Origin of the sequence: Mesorhizobium sp. BH1-1-4, assembly GCF_020165665.1 — a bacterium.
Lineage (GTDB): Bacteria > Pseudomonadota > Alphaproteobacteria > Rhizobiales > Rhizobiaceae > Mesorhizobium.
Map to the genome: position 1 here is coordinate 35,811 of NZ_JAIUIN010000005.1, position 24,200 is coordinate 60,010.

At 64.0% G+C, this 24,200-nt stretch carries 24 protein-coding genes; 23 read left to right on the plus strand and 1 reads right to left on the minus strand.

What is annotated here, in order from left to right:
- Positions 1 to 210: 210 nt before the first annotated feature.
- The 10 genes from LB569_RS11380 (at position 211) to LB569_RS11425 (ending at position 9,358) form a co-directional block, all read left to right on the plus strand.
- A complete protein-coding gene (locus tag LB569_RS11380; RefSeq protein ID WP_023769518.1) occupies positions 211 to 375 on the plus strand; it encodes a DUF3309 family protein in 165 nt (54 codons plus the stop codon).
- A 359-nt stretch (positions 376 to 734) separates the two neighbouring features.
- The gene (locus LB569_RS11385) at positions 735 to 1,460 is read left to right on the plus strand and encodes a GntR family transcriptional regulator (RefSeq protein WP_224542238.1); all 726 of its coding nucleotides are present in this window, start codon (positions 735 to 737) and stop codon (positions 1,458 to 1,460) included.
- A 36-nt stretch (positions 1,461 to 1,496) separates the two neighbouring features.
- A complete protein-coding gene (locus tag LB569_RS11390; RefSeq protein ID WP_411970213.1) occupies positions 1,497 to 2,513 on the plus strand; it encodes an ADP-ribosylglycohydrolase family protein in 1,017 nt (338 codons plus the stop codon).
- Positions 2,510 to 3,487: a PfkB family carbohydrate kinase gene (locus tag LB569_RS11395; RefSeq protein WP_224692351.1), complete on the plus strand. Its 978-nt coding sequence runs from the start codon at positions 2,510 to 2,512 to the stop codon at positions 3,485 to 3,487. The genes LB569_RS11390 and LB569_RS11395 overlap by 4 nt, the downstream gene beginning before the upstream one ends.
- 39 nt (positions 3,488 to 3,526) lie before the next feature.
- Positions 3,527 to 4,588, plus strand: coding sequence for an ABC transporter substrate-binding protein (locus tag LB569_RS11400; protein ID WP_224692352.1), 1,062 nt, complete (start codon positions 3,527 to 3,529; stop codon positions 4,586 to 4,588).
- A gap of 72 nt (positions 4,589 to 4,660) precedes the next feature.
- The gene (locus tag LB569_RS11405; RefSeq protein ID WP_140702083.1) at positions 4,661 to 5,530 is read left to right on the plus strand and encodes an ABC transporter permease; all 870 of its coding nucleotides are present in this window, start codon (positions 4,661 to 4,663) and stop codon (positions 5,528 to 5,530) included.
- Positions 5,530 to 6,318 carry an ABC transporter permease gene (locus LB569_RS11410; RefSeq protein ID WP_224692353.1) on the plus strand — a complete coding sequence of 263 codons (789 nt, stop codon included), beginning with the start codon at positions 5,530 to 5,532 and terminating at the stop codon, positions 6,316 to 6,318. Before LB569_RS11405 ends, LB569_RS11410 begins: the two co-directional genes overlap by 1 nt.
- The gene (locus tag LB569_RS11415) at positions 6,318 to 7,382 is read left to right on the plus strand and encodes an ABC transporter ATP-binding protein (protein WP_224692354.1); all 1,065 of its coding nucleotides are present in this window, start codon (positions 6,318 to 6,320) and stop codon (positions 7,380 to 7,382) included. Before LB569_RS11410 ends, LB569_RS11415 begins: the two co-directional genes overlap by 1 nt.
- Positions 7,383 to 7,676: 294 nt before the next feature.
- Positions 7,677 to 8,927, plus strand: coding sequence for an aconitase X (locus LB569_RS11420; RefSeq protein ID WP_224692355.1), 1,251 nt, complete (start codon positions 7,677 to 7,679; stop codon positions 8,925 to 8,927).
- Positions 8,924 to 9,358 carry an aconitase X swivel domain-containing protein gene (locus LB569_RS11425; protein ID WP_224692356.1) on the plus strand — a complete coding sequence of 145 codons (435 nt, stop codon included), beginning with the start codon at positions 8,924 to 8,926 and terminating at the stop codon, positions 9,356 to 9,358. Before LB569_RS11420 ends, LB569_RS11425 begins: the two co-directional genes overlap by 4 nt.
- 10 nt (positions 9,359 to 9,368) lie before the next feature.
- Here the strand turns inward: LB569_RS11425 and LB569_RS11430 are convergent, their stop codons facing one another.
- Complete coding sequence (locus LB569_RS11430) at positions 9,369 to 10,397, minus strand: LacI family DNA-binding transcriptional regulator (protein ID WP_224692357.1); 1,029 nt, start codon at positions 10,395 to 10,397, stop codon at positions 9,369 to 9,371.
- 357 nt (positions 10,398 to 10,754) lie between these two features.
- On the opposite strand from LB569_RS11430, the gene LB569_RS11435 reads away from it, so the two are divergent.
- The 13 genes from LB569_RS11435 to LB569_RS11495 all read left to right on the plus strand — a co-directional run bounded on the left by LB569_RS11435 (position 10,755) and on the right by LB569_RS11495 (position 24,172).
- Positions 10,755 to 12,368, plus strand: coding sequence for an extracellular solute-binding protein (locus tag LB569_RS11435; protein WP_224692358.1), 1,614 nt, complete (start codon positions 10,755 to 10,757; stop codon positions 12,366 to 12,368).
- Positions 12,369 to 12,550: 182 nt separating this feature from the next.
- Positions 12,551 to 13,411, plus strand: a complete 861-nt coding sequence (locus tag LB569_RS11440; protein ID WP_015317068.1) for a carbohydrate ABC transporter permease — start codon at positions 12,551 to 12,553, stop codon at positions 13,409 to 13,411.
- Positions 13,408 to 14,367, plus strand: coding sequence for a carbohydrate ABC transporter permease (locus tag LB569_RS11445; protein WP_224692359.1), 960 nt, complete (start codon positions 13,408 to 13,410; stop codon positions 14,365 to 14,367). The genes LB569_RS11440 and LB569_RS11445 overlap by 4 nt, the downstream gene beginning before the upstream one ends.
- Entirely contained in the window at positions 14,364 to 15,455 is a 1,092-nt protein-coding gene (locus LB569_RS11450; protein WP_224692360.1) for an ABC transporter ATP-binding protein, read from the plus strand. The genes LB569_RS11445 and LB569_RS11450 overlap by 4 nt, the downstream gene beginning before the upstream one ends.
- Before the next feature lie 3 nt (positions 15,456 to 15,458).
- A complete protein-coding gene (locus LB569_RS11455; RefSeq protein ID WP_224692361.1) occupies positions 15,459 to 16,535 on the plus strand; it encodes an ABC transporter ATP-binding protein in 1,077 nt (358 codons plus the stop codon).
- Between the two features lie 35 nt (positions 16,536 to 16,570).
- Positions 16,571 to 17,656: a Gfo/Idh/MocA family protein gene (locus LB569_RS11460; RefSeq protein ID WP_224692362.1), complete on the plus strand. Its 1,086-nt coding sequence runs from the start codon at positions 16,571 to 16,573 to the stop codon at positions 17,654 to 17,656.
- Between the two features lie 55 nt (positions 17,657 to 17,711).
- On the plus strand, positions 17,712 to 18,626 hold the full coding sequence (locus LB569_RS11465) for a sugar phosphate isomerase/epimerase family protein (RefSeq protein WP_224692363.1): 915 nt from the start codon (positions 17,712 to 17,714) through the stop codon (positions 18,624 to 18,626).
- 56 nt (positions 18,627 to 18,682) lie between these two features.
- Positions 18,683 to 19,627, plus strand: coding sequence for a substrate-binding domain-containing protein (locus LB569_RS11470; RefSeq protein WP_224692364.1), 945 nt, complete (start codon positions 18,683 to 18,685; stop codon positions 19,625 to 19,627).
- Between the two features lie 58 nt (positions 19,628 to 19,685).
- Positions 19,686 to 20,690 (plus strand): ABC transporter permease, encoded by a 1,005-nt coding sequence (locus tag LB569_RS11475; protein WP_224692365.1) that lies wholly within the window; start codon positions 19,686 to 19,688, stop codon positions 20,688 to 20,690.
- A gap of 2 nt (positions 20,691 to 20,692) precedes the next feature.
- Positions 20,693 to 21,475: an ATP-binding cassette domain-containing protein gene (locus LB569_RS11480; protein ID WP_224692366.1), complete on the plus strand. Its 783-nt coding sequence runs from the start codon at positions 20,693 to 20,695 to the stop codon at positions 21,473 to 21,475.
- Positions 21,476 to 21,485: 10 nt separating this feature from the next.
- Positions 21,486 to 22,667 (plus strand): aldose 1-epimerase family protein, encoded by a 1,182-nt coding sequence (locus tag LB569_RS11485; RefSeq protein ID WP_224692367.1) that lies wholly within the window; start codon positions 21,486 to 21,488, stop codon positions 22,665 to 22,667.
- Between the two features lie 82 nt (positions 22,668 to 22,749).
- Positions 22,750 to 23,832, plus strand: a complete 1,083-nt coding sequence (locus LB569_RS11490) for a fatty acid desaturase family protein (protein ID WP_224692589.1) — start codon at positions 22,750 to 22,752, stop codon at positions 23,830 to 23,832.
- Between the two features lie 28 nt (positions 23,833 to 23,860).
- A complete protein-coding gene (locus tag LB569_RS11495) occupies positions 23,861 to 24,172 on the plus strand; it encodes a MocE family 2Fe-2S type ferredoxin (RefSeq protein ID WP_140702051.1) in 312 nt (103 codons plus the stop codon).
- Positions 24,173 to 24,200 lie beyond the last annotated feature (28 nt).

The window sequence follows — 24,200 nt, forward strand, 5'->3', positions numbered from 1 at the left end:
CCAGCCGTGAGGCTTTGGCCGCACTCTCCTGGCCTCCGGCCGGTCGGAAAGCCCGCCGTCCAGGCGGGCTTTCTGCTTTGCCGGCTGGCTGTTCCGTAGGCGCAATGGTCGGCGGAACGCCAGCCTTCCTAAAACGTTCATACGTTGCAACATCCGAATGGCGCGATGTTGAAACAGCGCGAAAGCGCGCATTCAGGAGCAGGGAAAGCCATGGGTCTCGGCACGATACTTATCATTATTCTAATCCTCGCGTTGCTCGGCGGCTTCAGCGGTCTCGGCGGCGGCCCGTTCTACGGAACAGGTTATTATGGTGGTGGCGGTCTCGGCCTCGTGTTGATCATCGTCATCATCCTTGTCGTCCTGGGACGCATTTAGCGGCTCGATCACGGTGGCAATCGCAATCGCGTGACCGTGCTCATCCCGTCGAGCACCGGATTGTGATGCAGGCAAGCCGGCTTGTGATCCGACACATGAGCGGACTCAACGTATGGTGATTGCGGTCCACACCCCCCGTGGAAACAAGAGGAGAGGGTCCCACCCCTTCATCCTCCTCCAAGGCCCGCCCCGGTTTCCGGAGCGGGCTTTCTTTTTTCGTGAAAAGCGATGACTTCGACGTAGCTCGTCGTCGGCGGGTATCGAGGGCTTGCCGTGACATCTCCCACACGGATCGTTGACAGAATTCGCATATAAGGATATTGAACAGGATTATACAGGTTCACTGAACAGGTACGCATATGAAGCGGCGCGCGGTTCAACTGTCTCCCGGCACGGGCAAGCCCGAGCAGATCGCGACCGTCCTCGAACATGAGATCCGCTCCGGCGTTCTCGGTTTCGGCGACAGGCTGCAAAGTGAAAATGAACTCGTCCAGCGTTTCTCCGTCAGCCGCAACACCGTCCGCAAGGGGCTCGAGGAACTCTCCAGTCGCGGGCTGATCACAACCAAGGTCGGCATCGGCTCCTTCGTCACTTTCGATGGCAAGCCGGTCGATGACGCCATCGGCTGGTCGCGGGCGCTCGCCAATGCCGGCGCCAATGCCGAGACGCGGACACTACGGCTGGAGGTCATCGAGGATCCCGGGCTGGCGACCTTGCTGGATGTCGAAAGCCCGTTCTTTATCGCCGTCGACCGCGTGCGCACCAATGCCAATGACGGTCATGCGATCTCCATCGAGCGCAGCCGCCTGCCGCTGTCGCCGGAACTGGAGGACGTGCCGCTGCGTGGCCTGCGCGAGGGCTCGCTCCACCAGACGTTGCGCGGAGCGGGGTTGATACCGGACCATGGCGAGGAGTGGGTCGACATCGAGATGCTGAACGCAGATGACGCCGCCATTCTCGGCTGTCCGCAGGGCACGCCGTTCCTGCGCGGCCGCCGACTGACGCGTGCGGCCGATGAGCGGCCGATCGAATATGTCACCAGCCTGCTCAACCCCGCGCATTTCGCGCTGCATATGAGGTTCTGAGCGATGCCGGACATTGAGTTTGAGATGGACCGCGCGATGGGCGCACTCGTCGGCGGGGCGCTGGGCGATGCGCTCGGCATGCCGACGCAGCTTCTGTCGCCGGCCCGCATTGCCGAACTCCATGGCCATGTCGAGGATTTCGTCGCGCCTTTCGCCGACCATCCGGTATCGAAGGGGCTGCTGGCCGGCACAATCACCGACGATACCGAACAGGCATTGCTGCTTGGCCGCATCCTGATTGAGTCCGGCGACAGCTTCGACCATGCGCGCTGGGTGAACGCGCTGCTCGACTGGGAGCGTGAGGTCAAGGCGCGCGGCAGCTACGATCTTCTGGGGCCATCGACCAAGCGTGCCATCGACGCCATCAACAATGGTGTGCCGGCACAAGAGGCGGGCCGTAGCGGCGACACCAATGGCGCCGCCATGCGCATCGCGCCGGTCGGCATCATGATGCCGCTGCAGCCGCTGGACGCGTTCGTGGCCAAGGTGGCCGAAACCTGCCGGGCGACCCACAACACGTCGATCGCGATCGCGTCCGCCGCCGCGGTCGCGGCCGCCGTCAGCCGTGGCGTTGCCGGCGGCGATTGGCATGCGGCGTCCGATAGCGCGGCCGCGGCGGCGCGTCGAGGGGCGACGCACGGAAACTGGGTGACCGGCGGCGACATCGCCGCGCGCATCGTCTGGGCGCGGGATCTGGTGCGCGGCAAGGTGAAGAGGGACGCGATCCGGTTGATTACCGATCTGGTCGGCACCGGTGTCGCCAGCCAGGAATCGGTGCCGGCTGCCTTTGCCGTGCTGGAACTCGCGGACGGCGATCCATGGCAGGCGGCGATCATAAGCGCCAATCTCGGCGGCGACACCGACACGATCGGTGCCATCGCGGCCGGCATGGCCGGCGCCTGCACCGGATTTTCGCGCCTGCCACAGGATCGCATCACCGGCCTCAGGGGTATCGACATGGCGCAGGTTCGGGCGCTGGCCGCCGATCTTGTCGCGGCGCGGATGTCGAACGGTCGCGTCGGCAAGGCCGGGTCCGGCAAGGACGCGGCATGAGTGGGCGTCTCGTCCATGTCGGCAGCGCGGTGGTCGACTATGTCTACCGCATCGACGCCTTGCCGGCGTCCGGCACCGAGAAAACGGCGTCTGGGTATGCGCAGCTTGCCGGCGGCGGCTTCAACATGATGGTCGCCGCGGCCCGCACCGGTATGAAGGTGGTGTTTGGCGGCCAGCTCGGCAGCGGCCCGAATGGCGACTTCCTGCGTGCCGCCTTCGCCGCCGAGGGCATCGAGGTGGTGACGCCGCCGTCGCCCCTGATGGACAGCGGCAATTGCGTCGCCATGATCTCGAGCGACGCGGAACGCACTTTCGTGTCCTGGCCAGGCGCCGAGAGCGTTCTCAGCCCCGACATGATGGCGCCGGTGGTGATCGGCCCTGATGACTGGGTGTTCACGTCGGGCTACACGCTGAGCTATCCCGGGAGCCGCGATGCACTGACCGGATGGATCGAGGCGCTGCCGGCGGACATTCCCTTCGTCTTCGATCCGACGCCGGTCATAGCGGACATTCCACGTGCCATTCTCGATCGTGTGCTTGCCCGCACGACATGGCTGAGCTGCAACACGGCGGAAGCGGCCGGGATTGCCGGCCCCGGCGACACCGAGGCGCTCGCCGCTCGGCTTCTGACGGATCATTGCCCGAGCGCCGATGGCGTCGTCATCCGGGCGGGCGCGGACGGATGCCTCGTCCGGCTGGCAGACGGCACGGCACAGACGGTTGCCGGCTTCAAGGTGACGGCCATCGATACCAATGGCGCGGGCGACACGCATATCGGCGCCTTCGTCAGCGCGCTGGCCCGTGGCGCGCCTCCCTTCGAGGCGGCGACCCATGCCAATGCGGCGGCGGCCATTTCGGTCACCCGCCACGGCGGCTCGTCGGCTCCGACCGACGAGGAAATCCAGACTTTCCTGGACCAGGCCGCGTCGACCGGCGCGCCAGGCCAGACACGGAAGGCCCATCAGACAGCCTGACAAGCCCGGGAAGCGGGCAAACACAGAGAGGAACGAACCATGCGCATGCCTGACTTGACTGCTCTCTTGACGGCGACCGCCGTCTTCACCTCCGCACTCGCTTTTGCCGCCAGGGCCGACGAGGTGCATGTGCTCAACTGGAAAGGCTATGGCGCCGACGAGCCGTGGGCCATAGCCGCTTTCGAGAAGGCGACCGGCAACAAGGTCGTCAACGACTTCTTCAATTCCGAACAGGAAATGCTGACCAAGATTCGGACCAATCCCGGCCTCTACGACGTCGTCATGATCAACGCCGCCTTCAACGACCAGGCTATGGCGGAAAAGCTGATCCAGCCGATCGATACCTCCAAGCTGGCGAACTATGCCGACATCAGCAGGGACAAGGCCGGATCGCCGATGCTTGACCATGACGGCAAGGTCTACGGCGTGCCGTGGGTGTGGGGCCTGACCGCGCTCGCCATCAACGAGAAATCCTTCGACAAACCGCCGACATCGATCGCCGAGATGTGGGATCCCGCGCATAAGGGCCGCGTCGTCATCCGTGACGATGCCGTCGAGGCGGTTCAGTTCGGCGCCATCGCCACCGGCCAGAACATCAACGACATCAAGGATATGGACGCGGTGAAGACCAAGCTCATATCGTTGATGCCGCAGATCAAGACCTTCTGGAGTTCGGAGAACGACTGGAACCAGATGGTCGCCTCCAACCAGATCGACATCGGCACCTATTGGAGCGGCTCGGCCGACCGCGCCAAGACCCATTTCAAGCTGCCGGTCTCGCTGGTCATCCCGCAGGAGGGCGCCGTCGCCTGGCTCGATGCCTTCTCCATTCCCGTCGGCTCCAAGAACGTCGCCGGTGCGGAGGCCTTCATCAACTACATGATCGATCCGAAGTTCTACGTCGAATGGGTCACCAAGGTCGGCGCGCCGGTGTCCGCCAACACCAAGGCGGTCGAAGCGCTGCCCGAGGATGCCTTCAACCGCAAGGTCATGGGTGATCCCGAGGTGGCCAAGCGCATCCAGTTCCAGGCGCCGATCACCGACGCGCAGCGCGAGGCCTATCTGGCGCTCTGGCAGCAACTCAAGGTCGACGTGAAGTAAGTTCATGTCCCGGCTAGCCGGCGGTTCGCGCCGGCTGCCGACTGGTCTTCAATCCCGGGGAGGAGGGGTAGCATGGCGGCACAGGGTGCGGTCGCGGCGCGTAGCGGGTTGAGATCGGCTTTGCCGCTTTTGGCGCCGGCCTATCTCTGGCTGACGGTGGCGATCTTCCTGCCGCTCTCGGCCATGGTCTTTTTCTCCTTCATGACCGACCTGCCGCTGACGGGAAAGCCGTGGGCCTTCACGCTGGGCAATTACGCCGCCTTCTTTTCGCAGAGCCTCTATCTGACCCTGCTGCTGGCTTCGCTGCGCCTTGGCCTCGAAGTGACGCTGTGGTGCATCGTCATCGGCTACCCGGCAGCCTATGTGCTGGCCAAGGTGCTGAAGGGCCGCAGCCGCGAGGCGATCTTCCTGCTGGTCATCCTGCCGTTCTGGTCGAATGGGCTGGTGCGCATCTTCTCCTGGGCGATGGTTCTGCGCGAGGGCGGCATCCTCGACACGGCCCTCAACGCCGTGCTGCCGTTCAAGATCAACATCGATCTCATGTATTCCTATCCGGCGGTCATCATCGGGCTGGTGCATTCCTACGTGCCTTACATGGTGCTGACCTGCTATCTCACTTTGCAGGCCATCGACGACTCGCTGATCGAGGCCGGGCGTTCGCTCGGCGCTTCGCGGCTGCAGGTGCTGAAGCGGGTGATCATTCCGCTGTCGCTGCCGGGGCTGGTGGCGGGCGCCGCGCTGATCTTCGTGCCGGTCGTCGGCTCGTTCATGGAGCCACGCATTCTCGGCGGCCGCACCGGCACGTTCTATGGCACGGTGATCGAGGATCAGTTCGTCGCCGTGTTCAACTGGCCGCTCGGGGCAGCACTGTCCTTCATCCTGCTCGCCGTCGTGCTGGTCATCCTGGCGGTCGCTTCGCCGGTGCTGCGGAGGGCGGCGTGATGGCTACGACACGCTTCCTGGAATGGCTCGGCCGGATCTACATCGGGCTGCTGCTCGCCTTCCTCTATCTGCCCATCATCATCATGGCGCTGATGTCGTTCAACGTCTCGCCCTTCTACCAATTGCCTTTCGATTGGACCACCGAGTGGTACGCCTCGCTGTGGCAGAACGACCAGCTGATCGCGGCGACCTGGAACAGCATCGAGATCGCGGTCATCACCACGATCATCTGCGTGGTGCTTGGTACCGCCGCAGCCCTGGCACTCTACCGCTATGAATTCCGAGGCAAGAAGTTTTTGCAGGCGCTGCTTTTTCCGCCGATCGCCATTCCGTGGCTGATCACCGGCACGGCGATGCTGATCTTCTTCTTCGGCGTAGGCATCGGGCGCGGGCTGTTCGTCATCCTGCTCGGCCATGTCGCGCTGGCGCTGCCCTATGTCATCGTCGTCGTCTCCGCCCGGCTGCAGACTTTCGCGCCCGAACTGGAAGAGGCGGCGCGTTCGCTTGGCGCCAACCAGTGGCAGGTGACAAGGCGGGTGACGCTGCCGTGGATCATGCCGGGCGTCATCGCCGGCGGGCTGTTTGCCTTTGCCGTGTCGTTCGACCAGTTCGTCGTCTCCTATTTTTTGGCAACGCCGGGACAGACGACGCTGCCGGTCGAAATCTACGCCGCGATCCGCAAGGGTTTCACGCCCGAGATCAACGCGGTCTCGACGATCATCATTGTGGTGTCGATGGCACTGATGCTGCTCACTGCGCGGTTCTTCAAATTCGGCGGAGAGAAATAATGGCCGGTGTGCAGGTATCCAACGTCTCGCGCAGTTTTGGCGCGCACAAGGCGCTGGACGATGTCTCCATCGATTTCGCCGATGGCGGCTTCTACGCGCTGCTCGGTCCGTCGGGCAGCGGCAAGACGACGCTGCTCAGGCAGATCGCCGGTTTCGATTTTCCCGACAGCGGCCGTATCTCAATCGGCGGCGAGAGTGTCGAGCGGGTGCCGGTCGAGAAGCGGCGCATCGGCATGGTGTTCCAGAACTACGCGCTGTTTCCCAATATGAGCGTCGCTGACAATATCGCCTTCGGGCTGTCGGTGCGCGGCGAGGCCAAGGCTGTCATTGCGATGGAAGTGCAGCGCGCGCTCGACCTCGTGCAGTTGGGCAAACTCGGCGCGCGGCGGCCGCACCAGCTCTCCGGCGGGCAGCGCCAGCGCGTGGCGCTGGCACGCGCCATCGTCACCAAGCCGCGCGTGCTGTTGCTGGACGAGCCGCTCGGCGCGCTCGACAAGGCGCTGCGCGTCGATATGCAGATCGAGTTGAAGCGTATTCAGCGCGAGATCGGCATCACCACCATCTTTGTCACCCACGACCAGGAAGAAGCGCTGACGATGAGCGACCGCATCGGCATCTTGCGTGACGGCAGGCTGGTGCAGGAAGGGCCGCCGGAAGAGATTTACGACCGGCCAAGGAGCGAATTCGCCGCGACCTTCCTCGGCGACGCCAACATCTTTCGCGGTGACGCGACCGGCAACGGCATCCGCCTGGCGGACGGCACGGCGATTGCCGCCGGGGTGGGCGACCGGCTTTCGGCGGGTGCCAAGGCAAGCTGTGCCGTGCGGCCTGAGCGCATCCGGATTGCCACCGATGCCGGCACTGCGGATGGCGATGCGAATGTGCTGCGCGGGCAGGTCTCTAAACGCATCTTCGCAGGCAACAATAGCACCTATTTCGTCGACCGCGCCGGCCAGACTCTGAAGGTCATCGTGCAGAATACCGGCGCTGACAGGCTGGCCGAGGGGCAGGACGTCGTGCTGCGCTGGTCGCCGGAAAGCACGGTGTTGATCGCGGCGGGGTAGGTGGTACGGGTCGATAGCCGGGACAGTCGGCGTTCCTTGGCGCGCCCCTCTGTTCTGCCGGACGTTCGTCGTTCGCAAAGCCAAGCAATTGGCTTTGCGTCCGCTTCGCGAACCACTCCTCAACCCCCACGAGGGGGGAGATTGGCTGTCGTCGCCGTCTTCGCAAATCTTCTGCATTGCAAGAATGAGCGCGACGACCGAAGCTGCCGATCTCCCCCCATGTGGGGGAGATGCCCGGCAGGGCAGAAGGGGGCGCTGTCCCGCCATACGATCGAGTAAGTGGTTGGGATGCCTATGACCTTGGAATTAAGTGCCCGCGACCAATCCATGCTCGACGGCGAGCAAGGCCCATCCTCCGCCGCCGCCATGAAAATCCTCGTCGCCTTCTCCAACGCCATCGGCGCAACCAGCCTGCTCGACATTTCGGCCGCCCATATCGACGGTTGCCTCTATCACGGCAAGGCAGGGCTCGATTTCGTCGAACGGCTGGTCGAAGGCGGCGGCCGTGTTCAAGTGCCGACGACGCTCAATGTCGGATCGTTCGACCTCATCCATCCCGGCATGGTGAAGATGCCGGCGGCGGAGGAAGTGCCGGCGCGGCGGCTGATGAAGGCGCATCTGGAGCTTGGCTGCCAGGCGACCTTCACCTGCGCGCCCTACCAGACGCGGTTCCGGCCCGGCTTCGGCCAGCAGATCGCCTGGGGCGAGTCCAACGCCATCGTGTTCGCCAATTCGGTGATCGGCGCGCGCACCAATCGCTATGGCGATTTCATCGACCTGTGCTGCGCCATGACCGGGCGCGCGCCAGCCTGGGGCCTGCATCTCGGCGAGAACCGGCGCGGCCGCATCCTGTTCGAACTGGACGTTGCCGACGGGGTGCCGAGCGACAGCCTGTTCGTCGGCGTCGGGCTGATCATCGGGCAAGCCAGCGGCGATCGCATTCCGGTGATATCAGGCCTGCCGAAGCCGCGCGACGAGGATCAACTGAAAGCGCTGGGCGCCGCTGCGGCTACGACAGGCGCGGTAGCGCTGTTTCATGCGGTCGGCATCACACCGGAGGCGGGAACGCTCGACGAGGCGTTCCAAGGCCATGCGCCTGAGGAGACCATCCGCGTTACCCGGGCGGACATCGATCAAGCGCTGTCCAGATTGTCTGGCGTGCCGGATGGCGCGCCGCTCTCGGCGGTGTCACTGGGCACGCCGCATTTCTCGCATGACGAGTGGATGCGCCTGCTGCCGCTGCTGCGCGAGGCAGCACCTGGCCGGGGCATCCCGATCTACGTGAACACCGGGCGCGCGACGTTGGCGCGCTTGCAGGAGGAGGGGGCGCTCGACGGCATGGAGGCATTCGGCCTGATACCGGTCGCCGACACCTGCACCTATGTCACCGCGATCCTCGACCGCCTCGACGGCGTGGTGATGACCAATTCCGGCAAATGGGCGCATTACGCGCCGGGCAATATTGGTGTGACCGTCGCCTTCGCCGAGATGAGGGACTGCATCCGCTCCGCGGCGGTAGGACATGTCGTGCGGGGTGCGTCATGACGCAATCGGTGGCAACGTTTGAAAGAGCCGGCAGCTTCCAACTGGCTGGTGCCGCAGAGGCCGAGGCGCTGGTGTTTTCGCAACCGCTCAGCTTCTGGGGCGGCATCGATGCGGAGACGGGCGAAATCATCGACCATTCGCATCCGGGCCGCGGCCAGAATGTCGCCGGCAAAATCCTGGTCATGCCGAGCGGGCGCGGGTCGTCCTCATCGTCCTCGGTTCTAGCCGAAACGATCCGCCGGAGCACGGCGCCAGCGGGTATTCTTCTGGAGCGCCCGGACCCGATCCTGGCGGTGGGCGCCATCGTCGCGGAGTTTCTCTACGACATCCACATGCCGCTCGTGGTGTGTGACATTGCGGGCATTGTCTCCGGCGAACGCATTGCAATTGGCATTCGCGAGGACGGTGGGGCGAGCGTGCGCAGAATCTGAGGATTGCCCGTCAAATCTCCGGGATGTTCTCCTTGAAGATCACCTGCAGCCTCGGCTGGTGCAATTCATAGGGCAAGCCCCGGACGGCATGGGTCAGGATGTTGAGCGCCTCGCGCGCCTCGACGCGCGGGTTCTGGTCGATGACCGCGTCGAGCGTGCCCTCGAGCAAAAGGTCCTTGGTGCCTTCAGTCACTTCGTGGCCGAGGAAGACCATCGATTGCGCACGACCGCGCTCCTTGAGCGCGCGTGCAATGCCGGTGTTGCCGGCGCCGACATTGTAGATCGCGGCAAGGTCGGGATGCCGCTCCAGAAGGGCTGAGGCCTCCGAATAGGCCTTTTCGCGGTCGTCGAGCATCTCGCGCATCTCGACGATCTCGAGATTGGGCGACTCCTCGGTCAATATGTGCCGGAAGCCCATCTCGCGTTCCTCGTGGCCGCGATAGGACAGCGAGCCGGCGAACAGCGCCACCTTGCCGGGGCGCTCCGGCCCCATGAAACGGTTGAGCAGATAGCCGGCCAACCGCCCGGCGGCGCGGTTGTCGATGCCGATATAGGCAACCCTTGGCACATGCAGGATGTCGGAGGCGATGGTCACCACCTTGACGTCGTTGGCCGACAGCGAGCGGATCGCCTCGCGCACCGTTGGATGGTCGAGCGCGATGACGCCGACGCCTTGCGTCTGGCCGCGCAGATCTTGCAGCAGGCGGGCGAGCCGGTCGGGATTGAAGCCTTCTATGGTGGCGATGTGGACGTCGAGATCCGGGCGCGCCAGGGCCTGCGCCTCGATGTGGCGATGCAGCATCTTGATGAAGGAATTGGTGCCCGCCGGCAGCGCGAAGTCAAGCCGGATGATCTCGCCGGGCAGGGGCCTGGGCGGCGCTCCGTTTGGGCTCTCGGCGATGTAGCCGAGGCGCTGCGCCATTTCGAGCACGACCTCGCGCGTGCGTGCCCGCACACCGGGCCGGTTGTTGAGCACGCGGTCGACGGTGGCGGCGGAGACGCCGGCTTCCCGGGCGATGTCGGTCAGGGTGGAACGCACCGTCTTTCAACTCCTCAACACATCGGGATCACGCAATGCCGGCTGCCGGCCTGATGGCGCCAATGCTTCGCTATCCGCGATTCTGATGGGAAATGATGTATCCGGCCTTGGCCGATGCGCAAGCCGCCGGGCTAAATCATCTCGCCTGGTGCGACCATGCCGGGACAGGAAAGGCCATTTCCCATCAAATCGAGGCAGCTGGAGTGTTCTATGAACCCTGATATGACGCATTTTCCCGCCCTGCTGCGATCTTATGAGGTGTTTTGATTATTTATGATGTTGACAGCCTTCCGATACTGCCGTCAATATCCCTCATGGGCCGGTGGAGGAAACGTTGGCTCTGAGGGAGGAATTCCAATGTCTGATCTGATCCGCATCTCGCGGCGCCGGCTGCTGGCGTCCGGAGGAAAGGCCGCGGTGTTCGTCGCCGCGACAGGTATCGCGCCACAATTCATTCGTCCCGGCCGCGCTTATGCCGCCGACGCACTGGCGCCCGGCATGATCGGCGGGCCGACCGGCTTCGACGGCGCCGAGCGTTATCAATACGGCCCCGACACGCCGGAAGGCCGCGCCGTCGAGGCCGCCAAGGCGCTGAAGGGCGCCGGCAAGGCGCCGGCCAAGATCGTGCTCGGCCTGTCGGACGGTTCGATCGGCCAGCTCACCCAGCCATTCCCGGCCGGCGCGCCCTCGATCAAGGAACTCTGGGAAAAGGAGACCGGCATCCCGATCGAGATCGTCGGCCTGCCGAACGGCCAGGAATTCACCAAGACGATGCAGGACATCTCCACCAAGGGTGGAGCCTATGACATCTACTCGACCGAGTGGAACCGCCTCGGCGATCTGGCCGAGACCGGCGGCATCGCCAAGCTCGACGATTTCGTCGCTCAGTACAAACCCGAATGGGACGATCCCAAGAGCGGCTATGTCGACGGCGCCAAGGGCGTGTCGCTGCTCAACAAATATCGCGGGTCGAACTATGGCGTGTCGCTGGACGGCGACTTCCAGACCTGGGTCTACCGCACCGACCTGTTCGGCGACGAGGCCGAGAAGAAGGCTTTCAAGGACAAATACGGCTACGATCTGGCGCCGCCGAAAACCTGGAAGCAGCACGGCGATGTCGCGGCCTTCTTCCAGCGTCCCGACAAGGGCCTGTTCGGCTCCACCGACCTGCGCAACCAGGGTTGGGGCTATACCAACTGGTACCAGCGCTATGTCTCGATGGCCTCGCCAAACCAATTCCTGTTCGGCGATGACGGCAAGCCGCTGATCAATTCCGAACACGGCATCGCGGCCACCAACGAATATGTCGAATCGCTCGCCCATCACTCGCCGGATGCGATCTCGTGGGGCTGGCCGGAGCAGTACGGCAATTTCGCCAAGGGGGGTGCTGCGATGACCTGCGCCTTCTCCAATCTGCCGAAATTCCTCGACAATGCCGGCAACAAGGACTCCAAGGTCACCGGCAAGATCGGCACCATGCTGCCGCCCGGCCGTGAGATCGACGGCAAGCTGATCAGCCGCTCGGTGCTGTGGTTCTCGCTGACCGGCATGGTCTCGTCGCAGTCGAAAAACCAGGAGGTCGCCTATCTCCTGCTGCAATGGCTGGGCTCGGCGCGTATCTACGCCTGGATGAGCGCCAACCCGGGCGGCTATCTCGATCCGTTCCGGCTTTCGGATTTCTCCGATCCGCTGGTGCGCCAGACCTACCATGCCTACCACATGGACGTCGTGCGCGAGACGGTCGCCCGCACGGTGCCGACCATCAACTATCCCGGCGCCACCGCCTTCCACAACGCGCTGGACGAAAACCTCATGGCCTCGCTGACCAAGGCCAAGACATCGGAGCAGGCGATGGCCGACACCGAGGCCGAGTGGAAGAAGATCGCCCGGCGCATCGGCGAGGACAAATTGCTCGAAGCCATCCGAACCAACAAGGAGGCCTGGCCGACCGTTCTCGATCCGATCAGCTGATCCGTCTCCCTGGATCAGGGCCGGAGGGGAGGGGCGAAAGCTCTTCCCCTCCGCAATAGAGCATGATCCCGAAAAGTGGGACCCGGTTTTCGGGAAAGATCATGCTCCAACAAAGAGTTAGATCAGGATGACGATTCAACGAAATGTCATCTTGATCTAACGCCACCAGCAAAAGCAGCCAGATGAAGCGTTCCGTCCCCTTCGAGATATTCCGCTACGCCGCGATCCTCGCGGCGATGGCGGTGACGCTGGTGCCGATCCTGTGGATGGTGTCGATGGCCTTCAAGCCGATCGCCGAATGGTCGGCGACGGGCGCGGACCTGACATGGTGGCCGAAGAACCCGACGCTCAGCAATTTCCAGTTCGTGTTCGGCGAGTCGACCAACAATCTGATCGTGGCGCTCGACCGCACCGCGTTGAAGCCGATCCTGTCGTCGCTGCTGTCGGCGGTGTTCGGCACCGCGATCGCCATGTCGGCCGGCACGGCCGCCGCTTACGGCCTGTCGCGCTTCGGCTCGGGACAGAACCTGCCGCTGGCGCTGATCCAGCTCCGGCTGTTTCCGCCGATGGCTGTGATGATCCCCGTGATGATCATGTGGGCCTTCCTCAACTTCACCGACAGCTGGTGGGGCCTGGCGCTGATCTATGGCATCGTCACCTTGCCGTTCGCCTTCTGGCTGATGAAGACCTTCTTCGACGATATGCCGCGCGAGATCGAGGAGGCTGCCCTCGTCGAGGGCTGTTCGCGGCTGCGCGTCTTCACCCGCATCACGCTGCCGATGATGCGCGCGCCGCTCGCAAGTGCTGCCCTCTTCGTCTTCATCCTCAACTGGTCGGACTATCTGATCGCGCTGCTTCTGACGACGCGCGAATGGGTGACGATCCCGGTCTACATGGCCTCGCTGTCGTCCTCGATGACCGGCCAGCTCTATGGCGCCAAGGCAGCACTCGGGCTGATCGCCGCCGTGCCGCCGGTCATCATGGGCATTGCCATCCAGCGTCATCTGGTGCGCGGGCTGACCTTTGGGGCGCTCAAGCAATGAGCACGGTGATGGCGACGATTTCGAAGGGTGAGATGGATGCGGCTCACGCAAGGCCGGTCCTGCGAGACGAGGGCGCGCGACTCGGCTTTCGGCTGACCTTGCCGGCGCAGATCCTCGTCCTGTTCATCTCCGCCTTTCCGCTGCTGATGCAGCTCTACATCAGCGTCACCGACTGGTCGCCGCTTTCGGGCCTCGGCTGGTGGAACGCCTGGGAGATGTGGAACAGCTTTGCCAACTATACCGATCTCGCCGCCGACGGCCGCTTCTGGAGCGCGCTGAAGCGGACGTTCATCGTCATGATCGTCTGCGTGCCGGCGGAATTCCTGCTCGGCCTGGCCTTGGCGACCCTGTTCGCCGACGATTTCCCGGGCAAGCGCATCTTCTATTCGATCCTGCTGATGCCGATGATGGTGGTGCCGGCGGTGGCCGGCTACATGTTCTTCATGCTGTTCCAGTCGGGCGGCCCGGTGAACGACATCCTGTCGGCAATCACGGGCACACGTGTCATCATTGCCTGGCTGTCGGACCCGACCCTGGCACTGATCGCGGTGATGATCGCCGATATCTGGCAGTGGACGCCGTTGATGTTCCTCATCCTGCTGGCCGGCCTGGTCGGTGTGCCGCAGGACCAGATCAAGGCGGCGACGCTGCTCGGCGCCAATCCCTGGCAACGCTTTACCACCATCGTGCTGCCGAAGATGAAGACGATCATCATCATTGCGCTGGCGATCCGGGTGATCGAGAACTTCAAGATCTTCGACACGCTCTACATCATGACCGGCGGCGGCCCCGGCGTCGCCACGGAAACGATCTCCGTCTACATCTACAAGGTCACCACGCAGGATCTGATCTGGGGCTATGTGGCGGCGATCGCGTTGGCCATCCTGGTGGTGCTCTCCATCGTCGCCGTGTTCGCCATGAAGCGCATGGCGCGGGCAAGGCAGGTGCAGGCATGAGCACGATCCAACTCAAGCACCTCACCAAGACATTCGGCGACTTCACGGCGCTGAAAACCATGGACCTCGACATATCAGACGGCGAGTTCATGGCGCTGCTCGGACCTTCGGGCTGCGGCAAGTCGACGACCATGAACATGATCGCCGGCATGGAGGAGCCGACCAGCGGCAAGATCCTGTTCGGCGAGCGCGACATGGCCGGCGTGCCGATGGGCCGGCGCGGCGTCGGCTTCGTGTTCCAGAACTATGCCATCTTCACCCATATGACGGTGCGTCAGAACCTTGCCTACGGGCCGAGGATGCGCGGCGCCGCCAAGGCCGAGATCGACCGGCGCGTCGGCGCCATCGCCGAGCTGCTGCAACTGACGCCGCTGCTCGATCGCAAGGCCGACCGGCTGTCGGTCAACATCCTGCAGCGCGTGGCGATCGGCCGCTCGGCGATCATGGAGCCGGCGATCTTCCTGCTCGACGAGCCGCTGTCCAATGTCGACGCCGCCTTCCGGGCGGTCATGCGCACAGAGCTGAAACAGCTGCAGCGCCAGTTCAAGCAGACCATGGTCTACGTCACCCACGATCAGCTCGAAGCCATGACCATGGCCGACCGCATCGCGGTCATGGACCATGGCGTGCTGCAGCAGGTCGGCACGCCGCTCGAAGTCTACAACAACCCGGCCAATGTCTTCGTCGCCCGCTTCATCGGCGCGCCGGGCATGAACCTGCTCAAGGGCAGGCCGGCGGAGAGCGACCGGGGGCTCGTTGTCGATCTTGGCCCGCTGGGCATCACGCCGCCATTGCCGGATGAGCTGGCGGCCAGCCTGCGCGGTGCGCACGGCGAGGTGCTCTACGGCTTCCGGCCGGAACAGGTGGCCCTGGCGCAGGACGGGCGCGGGCTTGCCATGCCTGTCACCTTCGTCGAACGCATCGGCGCGCGCACCATCGTTCATCTCGGCCAGGGCGAGGGCGCCGTGAAAGCGGTGTTCGACAATGATGTCGGCTTGTCGATCGGGCAGACCGCGGTCGTCGCGCCCGCAGGGGCGTCGGTGCGCGTCTTCGACGCCGCCAGCGGTCTCGCGATGAGGGCGGGTTGAGCCATGGCTGATATCGTCTTCCGCAATGTCACGAAACGCTACGGCGGCACGCTTGCCGTCGACGACGCCTCGTTCACGGTCAACGACAACGAGTTCTTCTGCTTCTTCGGGCCGCCGCTGTCGGGCAAGTCGACGATCCTGCGGCTGGTGCTGGGGCTGGAGACGCCTGATTCCGGCGAAATCCTCATCGGCGGCAAGCCGGTCAATGCTGTTTCGCCGGCCGAACGCAACGTGGCGATGGTGTTCCAGAACCTGGCGCTGTTCCCGCATATGAGCGCGCTCGACAATGTCCGCTTCCCGCTGGTCGAGCGCCGGGTCGCCGAAGCCGATATGGAAAGGCGCGTCGCCGATGTCGCGGCCAAGCTGCATATCGGTCATATCCTGCACAAGCCGCCGGCGCAGCTTTCGGGCGGCGAGCGGCAGCGCGTGGCGATCGCACGCGCGCTGGTGCGCGACCCCAATGCCTATCTGATGGACGACCCGATCTCGGCGCTCGACGCGCGGCTGCGCGAGGAGACACGCGTCGAGCTGAAGCGCATCCAGCGCGAGCTCGGCAAGACGTTGATCTATGTCACCCACGATCAGGAAGAGGCGATGTCGATCGCCGACCGCATCGCCATACTGGAGAGTGGCAGGATCAGGCAGATCGGCGCGCCGGCCGAGATCTATGACCGTCCAACCAGCACCTATGTGGCGCGGCTGCTCGGTTCGCCTGTCATGAACATCCTCAAATCCGTTCGCGGCGAGAGCGGCGTCGAAGCCGCTGAAGGCACGATCCGCGTTGCCGACAGGGCTGCCCCGATTGATGCTGTCGAGATCGGGCTGAGGCCGGAGGATATCAAGGTCAGCCCCTGGAGCGACAACGAGACGGCGGACGGGGGTCCGGGCCGCCCGGCGCGGGTGTTCGAGGTCGAGCCGCTTGGCGGCTATACCGTGGTGACGCTCGCCGCCGGGCAGGCGCGGCTGAAGGCGCTGCTGCGCGGCCAGCCCGATATCAGGCCTGACGCGATGGTGGCGATATCCTGCGAGCCGGCACGCGTGCATTATTTCGGACAGGGCGGAGGCGCGTTGGCAAGATGAATGCGGCCGCGAGGACAGAATTTCGGGAGGAAGGCATGACAGGCAAGGGCTTCGAGCCGGACGTGAAGGTCCGCACGAAGGAATACAGGATCGGCTGCGTCGGCGCCGGCATGATAATGGCCGAGTGCCATCTGGCCGCCTATCACGAAGCGGGCTTCCCGGTGGTGGCGATCGCTTCGCGCACAAAGGCGAATGCGCAAAAGGTCGCCGACCGTTGGAGCATTCCGACCGTCCACGACACGCCCGAACAGCTGATCGAAGACGCAAATGTCGAGATCATCGACCTTGCTTTTCCGCCTGACCAACAGCCGGCGCTGATCCGGCATGCATTGAAGCAAAAGCACATCAAGGGGATCCTGGCCCAGAAACCCCTGGCGCTGTCGGTCGAGGAAGCGGTCAAGCTGCGCGACGAGGCGGCGAAGGCCGGCAAGATCCTCTCGGTCAACCAGAACATGCGCTACGACCAGTCGATGCGCGTGTTGAAGCAGATCATCGACAGCGGCGCGCTGGGCGACATCGTCTTCGCGCAGATCGACATGCACGCCATCCCGCATTGGCAGACGTTCCTCCAGGGCTACGACCGGCTGACGCTCGCCAATATGAGCGTGCACCATCTCGACGTGCTGCGCTTCCTCTTCGGCGATCCCGACGAGATCACGACGCTGACGCGCAAGGACCCGCGCACCACATTCCACCATTCCGACGGCATCACCGTCTCGACACTGCGCTTCCCCTCGGGGGTGCTCGCCCTATCGCTGGAGGACGTCTGGTCCGGTCCGCGCCAGGAGGGCTATCGCGACGACCAGCACATCAACTGGCGTGTCGACGGTACCAAGGGCGTCGCCAAGGGCACGATCGGCTGGCCGACGGGTGCCGCTTCGACACTGACTTTCGCCTCGGCGGAGACGACCGGCGGCGAGTGGGTCAGCCCGAGCTGGGAGACGATGTGGTTCCCGCATGCCTTCATCGGGGTGATGGAGCAGTTGCAGCATGCGGTGAAGACCGGCACGCCGCCGGCGCTCACCGTCGCCGACAACGTCAAGACCATGGCGCTGGTGGAAGCGGGCTATCGCTCGATGGCATCGGGCCGCACCGTCAAGCTTTCCGAAATCGCTATCTGATCACCGCAACCGAAACACCAGACAACTGAATCGCTTACTGGGAGGAATTCACATCATGATGCAGGCAGGTATTTTCACGGGCTATTTCCCGTACGGCCTCGAAGAGACGGCGAAGAAGATCCGCGGGCTCGGTTTCAACACGGTGCAGCTCGACCTGCATTTCAGGGATGTCGACCTTTCGGCCGGCCAGATCACCAAGGACAAGGCCAAGACCGTGCGCGACGTCTTCCGCGACAACAACCTGCCGGTCTGCTGCGTGTCGGGCTATACCAACATCATCCATCCCGACAAGGCCGAGCGCGACAAGCGCGTCGGTTATCTCAAGGAGATCATCCGCAACGCCCGTCATTTCGGCTCGCCTTACGTGATCTCGGAAACCGGTACTTACAACACCGAGTCCGACTGGGTGCATCACCCCAAGAACAAGACCGAGGAAGGGTTCGAGGAATGCCGCAAGGTGATCGCCGACCTTGCCCAGACGGCTTACGATCACGGCGCGGTGTTCCTGCTCGAAACCTATGTCAACAACGTCGTCGGCTCGGTCGAGGAGACGGTCAGGATGTTCGCGCAAGTCGACCATCCCGGCCTCGGCCTGCTGATGGATCCGACCAACTACTTCGAGACCCACAACATCGACCGGATGGACCAGATCCTGAACCAGGTGTTCGACACGCTGACCGACAAGATCAGAATAGCGCATGCCAAGGACGTCAAGCGCTCGGGCGACGACAAGTCGGAGAAGCATGCCGATATCGGCGACGCCGACGCGATGGAAAGCCACACTTTCCGCGGCGTTGGCGAGATCGAGCTGCCGGCGCCTGGCCTCGGTTCGCTGAACTACGACCTCTATCTGCAGCGTCTCGCCGAAAAGCATCCGAACATCCCTGTGATCATCGAGCATCTGTCGGAGGACGACGTGCCGCGCGCCAAGACATTCCTCGACGGGAAGTTCCGCGCCAACGGCCTGTGACCGCTGGCCGCGTCGCCCGGTGCATGGCGGCGCGGCTTCAAACAAGGGAGGAAAGAATGTTGAAATTCGCTTGGAAACTGGCTGCCGCCGCGACAGTGCTCGCCGGCGTCGCCTTTGGCACGACGGCGTGGGCGCAGGACGGCCAGAAGACCTTTTATCTCTTGTCGCATGGCGGCCCGTCGGATGCGTTCTGGATCGACTGGAATGCAGGCGCGACCAAGGCCTGCGACCAGCTCAAGGTGACCTGCAAGATCTCCTTCAGCGGCGGCGATATGGCGGCACAGAAGGAAGCCTTCAACTCGGCGCTTGCCGCCAAGCCCGACGGCATCGCCACCACGTCAGCGCAGCCGGGCCTGTGGACCGAGGAGGTCAAGGCGGCCAAGGCGGCCGGCATCCCGATCGTGTTCTTCAACACCGACGATCCGGCGACCGGACGGCAGGCCTATGTCGGAGCGGATCTCAAGGAAGCGGGCGCCATCTGGGCCAAATACCTCGTCGACCACAAGATGGTGAAGCAGGGCGACAAGGTGTTCCTGCCGGTCGAGGTGCCCGGCGCCAGCTACCAGCAGCTCGAGACCGAGGGCATTGCCAGCGTTTTCGACCCGCTTGACATCAAATATGACGTGGTCGATTGCGGCACCGACCCGGCCGGCATCATCGCCAAGATGACCGACTACATGGTCGCCAACAATCCGCCGGCGATCATCGCGCTCGGCGATTCCGTGGCGGCCAGCGTCAAGCGCGTGTTCGATGGCGCCGGTGTGCCGGCGGGCAAGATCCCCGTCGTCGGCTGGGGCAATTCCAAGGAGACGGCGCAAGCCGTCAAGGATGGCTTCGTCAACGCAGCCGCTTGGCAGTACCCGTCGGCGCAGGGCTTCATGCCGGTGGCGCTGCTCGGGCTTGCGGCCTCCGGCGAACCGATCGGCTACGACATCCACACCTTCGGTCTCTACGACGCCTCCAGCGTCGACCCGATCCTGAAGCTCTACGACAAGAAGTGAGAAAACCGGCGCCCGCCGAAAAGCGGCGGGCGTCTTTTCAAGCATGGTCCAAGCAGTCATGACAATTGCCGCAGAAGACGACGCGCCGGGGGCGAGAGGCAGGTCCCGCCTGTTGCGCTCGCCGCAATTCTCCTCCTTCGTCATCCTCATCATTTTGCTGGCGGTGTTTGCTGTCGCCGACGCCAATTTCCTGTCGCCGCTCAACATCTCCAACATGATGGCGTTCCTGCCCGAGCTTGGCATCATCGCGCTCGGCATGACATTGCTTTTGACGGCGGGCGAATTCGACCTTTCCGTCGGCGCGGTGTTTGGACTGGCGCCGGTGGTGGTGATGCTGCTGGTGCAGAATGGCGGTGTGGATATCGGCGTGGCGCTGCTGGCCGGGCTTGTGCTGTGCATCGCGATCGGCGCGATCAACGGGCTGATCGTCACCAAGATCGGCATCTCGTCCTTCCTGGTGACACTGTCGATGCTGCTCGTCGTTCGTGGCGCGGCGCTTTACATCACGCAGGGGTTTCCGCTGAAATCCTGGGACCAGCCTGGGTTTTTCGTGACACTGCTGGCGGGCAGCTTCAACATAGGTTCGTTCCGTTTATACACTTCGCTGTGGTGGTTCATCGGCCTTTCGCTGTTTGCCATCTACATCCTGCGCTACGCCAAGCTCGGCAACTGGATCAGCGCCATCGGTTCGAACCGCAACGCGGCGGTGGCGCGCGGCGTGCCGGCCGATAGCGTCAAGATCTGGCTGTTCATCGCGACCTCGGTGCTCGCCGGCCTAGCCGGCATGATCAGCGCCTTCCGCATCTCCGCCGCCTCGCCGGTGGCCGGCACAGGCTACGAGCTGGAGGTGATCGCCATGGTGGTGGTCGGCGGCACGGCGCTGACCGGCGGACGCGGCACCATCCTCGGCACGATCGTCGGCGCGCTGATGCTGCGCGCCATCCGCAACGGCATCGTGTTGATCGGCGTGCCGGGGCTCGCCTACAACATCTTCGTCGGCCTCATCATCCTCGCCATGCTCATCCTGCACGCTTGGCTGCAGAAGAACGCCGCAAGGGGCTGACGATGATGCAAGAAGTGCTTCGGCTGCAGAACCTGCAAAAATCCTTCGGCAGCGTGCGGGCGCTGAAGAACGCCTCACTGACACTGCGGGAAGGCGAGGTGGTGGCGCTGCTCGGCGACAATGGCGCCGGCAAATCGACGCTGATCAAGGCGATCTCGGGTGTCTTCCCCATCGATCGCGGCGACATTTATGTGCGCGGCGAGAAAGTCTCGATCCGCTCGACCAGGGATGCGATGGACCTCGGCATCGAGACCATCCACCAGGACACCTCGCTGGCGCCCGACCTCAGCATCGCGCGCAATCTTTTTCTCGGTCGCGAGCCGGTCAATTTCGGCTGGCTCGGCGTGTTCGCGCCGCTCGACCTCGCCAAGCTGCGCAAGGCCGCCTCGGCGCTGCTGAAGCGCGTCGGCATCTCGAAAAAGCTCGACGCCGACGCGCTGGTCAGCACACTTTCGGGCGGCGAGCGGCAGTCGATCGCCATCTCGCGCGCCATGCAGTTCGCCGCCAAGGTCATCATCCTCGACGAACCGACCAACAATCTCGGCGTCGAGGAAACCCATGGCGTGCTGCGCTTCGTCAAGGAGGTGCGCGATGCTGGCCATTCGGTGCTGCTCATCACCCACAACATCCACCACGTGTTCCAGGTCGCCGACCGCATCATCGTCATGCGGCGCGGCGAAATCGTCGCCGAGCAGACGGTGGCCGACACCGACCTCCTGACCGTGGAAAGCATCATCACCGGCGCCGACATGTCGGCCTTGCTCAAGGAGGCGAGGGCAAAGTGAAGGGCGTCGCATGGTAGAGCTCTACGGCAAGACGCTGTCGCGCCGGCAGGTGGCCGAGCGGTCGGGCCAGCTGTCGCAATTCGCCGGCGTGCGGCTGATGACGCTCGGCGACGGGGTGGAGCGCGGCATTCGCATGCTCGAATTCCGCACCGGCTCGGGCCTGCGCTTCACCGCGCTGGTCGACCGCGCGCTCGACATCGCCGATTGCGACTTCAAGGGCCAGGCGATCGGCTGGCATTCGCCGAGCGGTTTTCGCAACCCCGGTCTGCATGACTATGAAGGGGAGAGCGGGCTGGCCTGGGCGCGGTCCTTCTCGGGCCTGCTCGTCACCTGCGGCCTCGACCATATTCTGGGGCGGGAAGAAGTCCCGGCCGAGAACTATAACTATCCGGGCAAGAAGACGGTGCTCCACTCGCTGCATGGGCGGGTCGGCACCATCCCGGCGCGGCTGACGGGCTATGGCGAGCGCTGGGACGGCGACCGCTGCGTGCTGTGGGCCGAAGGCATCGTCCAGCAGTCGGCGGTATTCGGCGAGGATCTGCATCTCATGCGCCGCATCGAGGCCGATGTCGGCGGCAACGAGATCCGGCTTTCCGACCATGTCGTCAATCACGGCTTCAACCGCACGCCGCATATGTATTTCTACCATGTCAATGTCAGCCATCCCCTGCTGGATGAGGGCTCACGCTATCTGGCGCCGATCCGCGACGTCGTCTGGGCGGGCCATGCCGGCGCGCGCTACGCGGCGCAGAAGGTCGGCTACCGCACGGCGCCTGCGCCGCAGGCGGGCTTCAGCGAGCAGGTCTGGCAGCATGAGATGGCCGCCGATGCCAATGGCGAGGTGCCGGTGGCCGTCGTCAACGACCGGCTCGGGCTCGGGCTCGAGCTGGTGACGCGCAAGGACCAGTTGCCGTGTGCCTATCAGTGGCAGAATTTCCAGGCCGGGCAGTACGCGCTGGGGATCGAGCCTTCGACCCACCATGTACTGGGCGATCTCGCCGCCCGCGAGCGCGGCGAGATGATCTGGCTGGAGCATGGCGAAAGCCGGGTCTATGACGCGGTGTTCAGCGTCCTCGACGGCGCCGGTGCGATCGCAGCGGCCGAGGCCAGGATCGCGGCTATCGCCCGGCAGCCCGAGCAGGATTATCCTCGGCCTTCCGGAAACTTTCCAAGACTGGCCGGCAGGACATGAGCGCGACATTTATCCAATGCAAGCCCTCCGGCCGGCGGACCGGATTGCCAGCGCTGCGCAGGGATTGGAGATCAACGTGACGATGGCAAAGAAGCGCGACTACAGCCTTGTCGGCGAGAGCACCAGGGCAGCGATAGAGACCGGGCTTGCCTCGGCCGAGTGGTATCACACCGATGTGCCGCGCAAGGCGATGAAGGAACTGATGCAGCGTTCCGATGGGCCGGCGATCCGCGATACGGTGATCTGGATTGTCGCGATCCTGGGTTCGGCCGCCGGCATCGTCTGGTTCTGGGGTACGTGGTGGGTGGTGCCGTTCCTGCTGGTCTATGGCGTGCTCTACGGCTCGTCGAGCGACTCGCGCTGGCACGAATGCGGCCATGGTACTGCGTTCCGCACGCGCTGGATGAACGATGTCGTCTACCACATCGCCTCCTTCATGCTGATGCGCAATCCCGTGCAATGGCGCTGGAGCCATGCCCGCCACCACACCGACACCATCATCGTCGGCCGCGACGCCGAGATCGCCGTCATGCGGCCGCCGGACCTGTTGAAGGCGGGACTGGCCTTCACCGGCATTCTCGACTTCCGTTATTCGCTGCCGACGCTGGTGCGCCAGGCCTTCGGCACGCTGTCGGATGACGAGAAGAGCTATATCCCCGAGATGGAACTACACAAGGCGGTCGTCGCGGCCCGCTGGCATGTCGCCATCTATGTCGCGACGATCGCTCTCGCGATCGCGCTGCGGTCGTGGATACCGCTGGTGCTGATCGGCCTGCCGCGCCTCTACGGCACCTGGCACATGGTGACGACCGGCCTGCTGCAGCATATCGGCCTGGCCGACAATGTCGTCGACCACCGGCTCAACACGCGCACCGTCTACATGAACCCGATCAGCCGGTTCATTTACTGGAACATGAACTACCATGTGGAGCACCACATGTTCCCGATGGTGCCCTATCACGCGCTGCCCAGGCTGCACGAGCTGATCAAGCACGATCTGCCGGAGCCGAATCCGTCGATGTGGCATGCCTATCGCGAGGTCTGGCCGGTGCTGCTGAGGCAGCTGAAATACGAGGATTATTACCTCAAGCGCGAACTGCCGCCGACGGCCAGGCCCTATCGCGGCGAATTCCACGAGGTCGATATGTCGGCGGCGGCCGAATAGCGATCGGTAATGTCCGCAGGAGATTGAGATGGCCGATTGGGTTGAAGCGTGCGCCGTGGGCGATGTCGAGGAAGAGGATGTCATCCGCTTCGACCATGATGGGCGGACCTTCGCGATCTATCGCTCGCCGGATGACGAGTTCTTCGCCACCGACGGTTTCTGCACGCATGAAAAGGCGCATCTGGCCGACGGGCTGGTCATGGACGACATCATCGAATGCCCCAAGCACAATGGCCGCTTCAACTACAAGACCGGGCAGGCCAAGGGCGCGCCGGTCTGCGTCAACCTCAAGACCTATCCAGTGAAAGTCGAGGCCGGTAGGGTGATGATCCAGATCTGAAACGCGGTGCTGATCCGGCACCGCTGCA